The sequence below is a fragment of the Vibrio sp. 10N.222.52.C3 genome (genome assembly GCF_041474195.1).
Taxonomy (GTDB): Bacteria; Pseudomonadota; Gammaproteobacteria; order Enterobacterales; family Vibrionaceae; genus Vibrio; species Vibrio crassostreae_C.
Window position 1 is genome coordinate 1 of the sequence record NZ_JBFRTQ010000189.1, and the last position, 6,159, is coordinate 6,159.

Annotated in this window: 7 protein-coding genes; 2 read left to right on the plus strand and 5 right to left on the minus strand. The window is 44.9% G+C overall.

Annotation, left to right across the window (positions count from 1 at the left end; genetic code table 11):
• The first annotated feature begins 186 nt into the window (after positions 1-186).
• Positions 187-354: a hypothetical protein gene (locus tag AB4517_RS21735; RefSeq protein ID WP_017060256.1), complete on the plus strand. Its 168-nt coding sequence runs from the start codon at positions 187-189 to the stop codon at positions 352-354.
• Positions 355-468: 114 nt separating this feature from the next.
• Here the strand turns inward: AB4517_RS21735 and bioD are convergent, their stop codons facing one another.
• The 4 genes from bioD to bioB are packed head-to-tail and all read right to left on the minus strand — an operon-like array spanning position 469 to position 4,203.
• Positions 469-1,152 carry a dethiobiotin synthase gene (gene bioD, locus AB4517_RS21740; protein ID WP_017060255.1) on the minus strand — a complete coding sequence of 228 codons (684 nt, stop codon included), beginning with the start codon at positions 1,150-1,152 and terminating at the stop codon, positions 469-471.
• Positions 1,149-1,952 carry a malonyl-ACP O-methyltransferase BioC gene (gene bioC, locus AB4517_RS21745; RefSeq protein WP_017060254.1) on the minus strand — a complete coding sequence of 268 codons (804 nt, stop codon included), beginning with the start codon at positions 1,950-1,952 and terminating at the stop codon, positions 1,149-1,151. The genes bioD and bioC overlap by 4 nt, the downstream gene beginning before the upstream one ends.
• A complete protein-coding gene (bioF, locus tag AB4517_RS21750) occupies positions 1,953-3,164 on the minus strand; it encodes an 8-amino-7-oxononanoate synthase (protein ID WP_017060253.1) in 1,212 nt (403 codons plus the stop codon).
• Positions 3,151-4,203, minus strand: a complete 1,053-nt coding sequence (bioB, locus tag AB4517_RS21755) for a biotin synthase BioB (protein ID WP_016792500.1) — start codon at positions 4,201-4,203, stop codon at positions 3,151-3,153. The genes bioF and bioB overlap by 14 nt, the downstream gene beginning before the upstream one ends.
• 159 nt (positions 4,204-4,362) lie before the next feature.
• Here bioB and bioA point away from each other — a divergent pair, with 159 nt between their 5' ends.
• Positions 4,363-5,640 carry an adenosylmethionine--8-amino-7-oxononanoate transaminase gene (gene bioA, locus AB4517_RS21760; protein WP_171732192.1) on the plus strand — a complete coding sequence of 426 codons (1,278 nt, stop codon included), beginning with the start codon at positions 4,363-4,365 and terminating at the stop codon, positions 5,638-5,640.
• 124 nt (positions 5,641-5,764) lie between these two features.
• Here the strand turns inward: bioA and AB4517_RS21765 are convergent, their stop codons facing one another.
• On the minus strand, positions 5,765-6,031 hold the full coding sequence (locus AB4517_RS21765) for a DksA/TraR family C4-type zinc finger protein (protein WP_171732193.1): 267 nt from the start codon (positions 6,029-6,031) through the stop codon (positions 5,765-5,767).
• Between the last annotated feature and the right edge of the window lie 128 nt (positions 6,032-6,159).

Consider the following 6,159-nt stretch of genomic DNA (forward strand, 5'->3'; position numbering starts at 1 on the left):
ACTTATACATATAGTCTTAGATTAAGAAAACAAGGTTAAGCATTAAATTGCAACATTTGATTACGAGACCATATCCGAATTAAATCCACTCTATTAGACCTAAGTCGTATGGTGTCGATATAACAATCCGTTTACAGTGACTTCAGATGATTTATTGGCTAGTCCATGTACAAAAAGGAAAGGATCATGGTTGAAGGTACTAACACTCAAATGGCTATCGATTTACTGTGCTGTCACCTAGGGATTACTGAAGAAGAAGCGAAAAAGCAGGTTGGAATCCTAACACCGCAAACGGCACAGACAAAAATCACAGAAACTCAGCAAGCTTTAATGGGACTGACTAAAGAACATTAGTTCTAAGCTTGTTTATTAAAAGACCGGTTGTTTATCAACTCAAGGTCTAAAGGCTTAAAATAGCAAAAGGGCTGCAATCGCAGCCCTTTTCTTATTTAGTACATAACGTGGTAATTAAAGCGCAAGCAAAGGCTGCACATCAATGTACTTACCAATGTTTTTAGACTTCGCTTTTGGGACGTAAGGGATTTCACCTAACTTAGGTGCACCTAACTTATCTTCAAGCATCGCAATAATATCTGCGTAGTGCTCAGTACCTGGATTGATACGGTTTGCGACCCAACCTACTAGGTTTAGGCCATCAGCACGAATCGCTTCTGCCGTTAATAGAGCGTGGCTCAAACAACCAAGTTTAATACCCACAGTCAGTACCACTGGCAGTTGCTCTTTTTTAACCCAGCTAGAAAGATATTCATCGTCTGAAACCGGGACTCGCCAACCACCAGCACCTTCAACTAACACGATGTCAGAGTTTTTCTTATGCTCTTCTAGCTTCGCTGATAATACCGCCTCATCAATTACAACACCATCATGCTTAGCAGCGATGTGAGGCGATGATGGTAGCAACAACGCGTATGGATTGACGTCTTCGTAAGCAATATCTTGCGTCGCCGCTTCTTGAAGATGCAGTGCATCACTATTACGTAGTCCTTCAGGGGATTTTTCACTCCCTGCAGCAACTGGCTTGTAACCAATTGTTGATAAATCTTGTGCGGCCAAAGCTTGAAGAATCGCTTTTGAAACCACAGTTTTTCCCACTTCGGTATCCGTACCTGCAATGAATAATGCATCAATCATAATTGAATAACCCCTAAACAAACTTGATATGTTGCTGGTAAGAAACCTTGATGGTTCTTAAACTCTCGATATTCCCGATCAACAAGCTGCAACATGCGACGACTTGTTAAACCTTGTGAGCGACCACTTACGTGATTAGCGCCGATACCTTTAAGGTCGCGCATCAGTTCAAACGCAGTGTCGTACCAAACGGTGATGGTGGGCAAGTCTAGTTGATGAACGGTACAGCTAGATTGCGCTAACGCAATTTTTACCTTATTGATTGTAATAAAATGGTTAACGTGTTGATGTGCGTCAATTTTGGACCACGACTTTTTCAATTCAAACAGCGACCCATCAAGCAAAGTTGAGAAAATAACACGCCCACCAGCCGCTGTAACACGCTTCATCTCTCTCAAAGGCGACGACAAATCGTCACACCATTGCAACGCAAGGCTAGAGAAAACGATGTCAAAGCACCCATCTTCAAACGGCAATTGTTCGGCATCGGCTTGTTGATATAAAGATACAGATGCACCACACCGCTTCTCTGCTGTTGCTAGCATTCCAACAGAAAGATCAGCGCAAACCACTTCGGCGCCTCGTTTTACAAGTTGCTCGGAGAAATAGCCAGTACCACAACCTAGATCCAGCACCTTAAAGCCTGACAGATCGCTGGGTAATTTATCCAGTAATCGGTGGCCAACATCGCGTTGAAATTCAGCGTGTTTGTCATAGGTTGTTGCCGCTTTACCAAAGGCTTCGGCAATCGCACTCTTATCTTGGCCAACGTAATTATGCACTACTGCTTCTTGTGACATTTACTGAGCCTCTTTATTTGATTCAAAGCTTGGATGGATACCCGGTTCAGTGCTTAAGTCGATGTTTCGTTCAATGGCTTGATGCAACGACCTGGTTAACTGGAGAATCTGTTTTGGGCTATGGTTAGCTGTTAACGTGATTCGTAATCGAGCAGTTCCAGCAGGTATGGCTGGCGGCCTTATTGCGGTCACCCAAACTTGGTTTTGCTTTAACTCTTCAGCTATTGATAATGCCGCTTGTGCTTCACCTATCACAAATGGCTTAATCGGAGTCTGAGTATCCACAAAGCCTTTCAAGCCGCTCACCTGCTCTGCATAGAGAGACCCTAACTCAGTCAGCTTTTCTCGGCGCCACTCTTGAGTTTGAGTCATCTTACAGGCATGAGATAAAGCCACCGCTTGTGAAGGTGGCATCGCCGTCGAGTACACATGATGACGAGCAAACTGAGTTAAGTAATCACCCACTTCTGACGAACAAAGAATCGCAGCACCAGAAACGCCAAATGCTTTGCCAAAGGTCACCACCAAAATATCGGGGGAGATTTGTGCTGCACTGCAACTCCCAGCTCCTTTATCACCTAATACGCCGATACCGTGGGCATCATCAACCGCCAACCAACTGTCGTATTGATGAGTCAGGTTAGATATCTGGCTGAGAGGCGCTTGATCGCCGTCCATGCTGAATACGCCCTCAGTGACGACCAAGGATTGTAGAGATCGGCTTAATAGAGACTCTAGATGCTGCGTGTCGTTGTGTTTAAAGCGTTTCATGGTTGCATGAGAAAGCATCCCCGCTTCCATCAAAGAGGCGTGATTAAGCTTGTCTTGCAGCAGAGAGTCGTCTTTTTCGAGCAGAGAAAACAACAAGGCTTGGTTCGCACTGAAACCAGAACTAAAGAGAATCGCACGTTCAAAGCCCAACCATTCACACAGCTGAGCTTCTAAATTTCTATGAGCAGGACTAAAACCCGTGACCAATGGCGATGCCGCACTGCCAGCACCATAAAGGGAAAGCCCCGCTTGCCACGCCTCTACCAATTCAGGGTCGTTCGCCAAGCCTAGGTAATCATTACTCGAAAAATTAATAAAGCGAGAACCTTCGCAATTAAGCAAAGGACCATTACTGTTTTCGAGCACTTTAAGTTGACGAGTTAGCCCCTGCTCACGGCGTTGAACAAGGGCATCTTTGATACGGGATTTAAACAGTGGCATCGTAGAACATGTCATCTTTCGTTGGACGAGCAGCAACGCGCTCCACTACTTGATCTAACAGTTCGTTTTCTTGAATTTCATCAGGCTTCTGAGCCACTTGTTGGCTGTTGATGCCTAACTTCTTAAACAGCTGCATGTCCGTGTCTTCATCTGGGTTTGGCGTAGTCAGTAGCTTACAACCGTAGAAGATAGAGTTCGCGCCAGCCATGAAGCACATCGCCTGCATCTGTTCATTCATATTCTCGCGACCTGCAGATAGACGAACCGCTGACATTGGCATCATGATACGAGCAATCGCAATCAACTTAATGAAGTCAAAAGATTCAACATCATCGACGTTTTCCATCGGTGTGCCTTTCACTTTCACGAGCATGTTGATTGGCACACTCTCAGGGTGTACCGGAAGGTTCGCTAGCTCTACCAGCAGGCCTGCACGGTCATTGGTACTTTCGCCCATACCAATAATGCCACCAGAACAGATCTTCATACCGGCATCACGTACGTGAGATAGCGTATCTAAACGATCTTGGTAAGTACGAGTGGTGATGATGCTGCCGTAAAATTCTGGAGACGTATCAAGGTTATGGTTGTAGTAGTCCAAACCTGCGTCGGCTAGCTCGCCTGCTTGATCCGGCGTTAACATGCCCAATGTCATACAGGTTTCTAGACCCATGCCTTTCACACCTTTGATCATATCAGTTAGGTGAGGCATATCGCGCTCTTTCGGGTTTTTCCATGCCGCGCCCATACAGAAGCGAGTTGAGCCCGCATTCTTGGCTTTTTGCGCCGCATCCAAAACACGCTCTACTTCCATTAGGCGTTCTTTGTCGACATCCGTTCGGTAGTGAGCACTTTGAGGACAATACTTACAGTCTTCAGGACAAGCACCAGTCTTAATCGATAGAAGCGTACTCACCTGCACGTGGTTGTGCTCTTGGTACTGTCTATGAACCACTTGAGCTTCAAACATTAAATCCATAAACGGTTTTTCAAGCAGTGCTGTTACTTCAGCAACTGTCCAGTCATGACGAACTTCCACGTGTCGATCCTTTTTTATTATTTGATGTTTCATCTCTATCAATAGAGATTGCATTTATGCTTGGCTAGTCTACCGACAAGCTTTAGACTGTCAACACATTGATAATATCAAAAGTTTACATATGGTTATTTTTTAACCGCACCAAGAATGGAAGTTACTATGGATCTCGCCTTTGATCGCCAGCATATCTGGCATCCCTACACATCAACGTTAACACCTCTGACCTGCTACCCAGTCACCAACGCAGACGGTGTTTACCTAGAATTAGAAGGCGGAAAACGAATTATTGATGGTATGTCATCTTGGTGGTCAACCATCCACGGCTACAATCATCCAGAGCTAAACGCTGCAGCTCATAGTCAAATCGATAAGGTTTCACACGTTATGTTTGGTGGTATCACCCACCAGCCCGCTATCGATCTATGTAAGAAGCTTTTGAATCTCGCGCCAAGTAATCTTGAGCATGTATTTTTGGCCGATTCAGGTTCAGTTGCCGTAGAGGTTAGCCTCAAGATGGCATTGCAATATTGGCACGCTAAAGGACAACCTCGTTCAAAGTTCCTCACACTAAGAGATGGCTACCACGGTGATACCTTTGCGGCGATGTCAGTGACCGACCCTGACAATTCGATGCACAGCCTCTACAAAGGCTTTTTGCCGGAACATATTTTCGCTGATTCGCCAAAAACAGGCTTTTGGGATGAGTGGAACTCAAGTGACATCGATAGTTTTCGAGAAAAGCTGGCAGCACACCATCAAGAAGTCGCAGCGGTGATCTTAGAGCCTATCGTTCAAGGGGCTGGCGGCATGCGCATCTACCACCCTGAGTTCCTAAAACAAGTTCGCTTGCTGTGTGATGAATTCAACGTATTGCTGATCTTGGATGAGATTGCGACCGGATTTGGCCGCACAGGGGAACTGTTCGCTTGTGAGCATGCCGATGTTCAACCGGACATATTATGCGTAGGCAAAGCTTTAACTGGTGGCTATATGACATTGTCAGCGACGCTTGCGAGTAAGGAAGTTGCTGACACGGTATGTGGCGGTGAAGCAGGCTGCTTTATGCATGGGCCAACCTTTATGGGCAACCCATTGGCTTGCGCAGTCGGTGCGGCAAGTTTATCCATCATCGAGCAAGGCCATTGGAAAAATCAGACTCAACAGATTGAACAGCTCTTTTCTGAGTTGTTACCACCGTTGCGAGAACATGAACTGGTTAAAGACGTGCGTTGGTTAGGCGCTATTGGCGTCGTTGAAACTCACACACCCGTCGATATGGAAGCCATTCAAGCTCACTTTGTAGAGCAAGGCGTTTGGATCCGTCCGTTTGGTAAGCTAATTTATATGATGCCTCCGTTTATTATCAAACCACAACATATTGAGCAATTGGTCGCTGCTATCGACACTGCATTACAAAATACTCATTGCTTTAAATAAGGCGTTTATTGCTCTAAACAAGAGCGACGATTATTTCTATATATCTTCATTAATAAATCATTTAATTAAACTAAAAGGCCTTACATAAAAGTAAGGCCTTAACTGCTTGAAGGTAACCGTCAGTTTAACGTAATTGGCTATCTTTACTTGCTCGACGGTTAAACAATGAATGTCGATGTGCGTCATGCTCTAATATTGACTGACATTCTATACACAAACGAACGCCTTTGATCGCGCGTCGTCTTTGTTCCGGAATCTCATCACCACACTCATCACAATAACGCAAACCCTCACCACCTCGAAGGTTTCCTCTTACACGAGAGAGCTCATCATCAATGGTATTTTGTATTTGCTGGCTGACACTATCGTCACCTGCCCATCCTACGGCCATAAGCCCTCCTCAGTATTTGAACGAGAAAATCTATACCTACCGCGGTAAGAGCATATTATAGCCACATTTAAGGATTGTAATAATTATCAAAATCAATAAAACACTATTACACATAGGTAACAAAAATT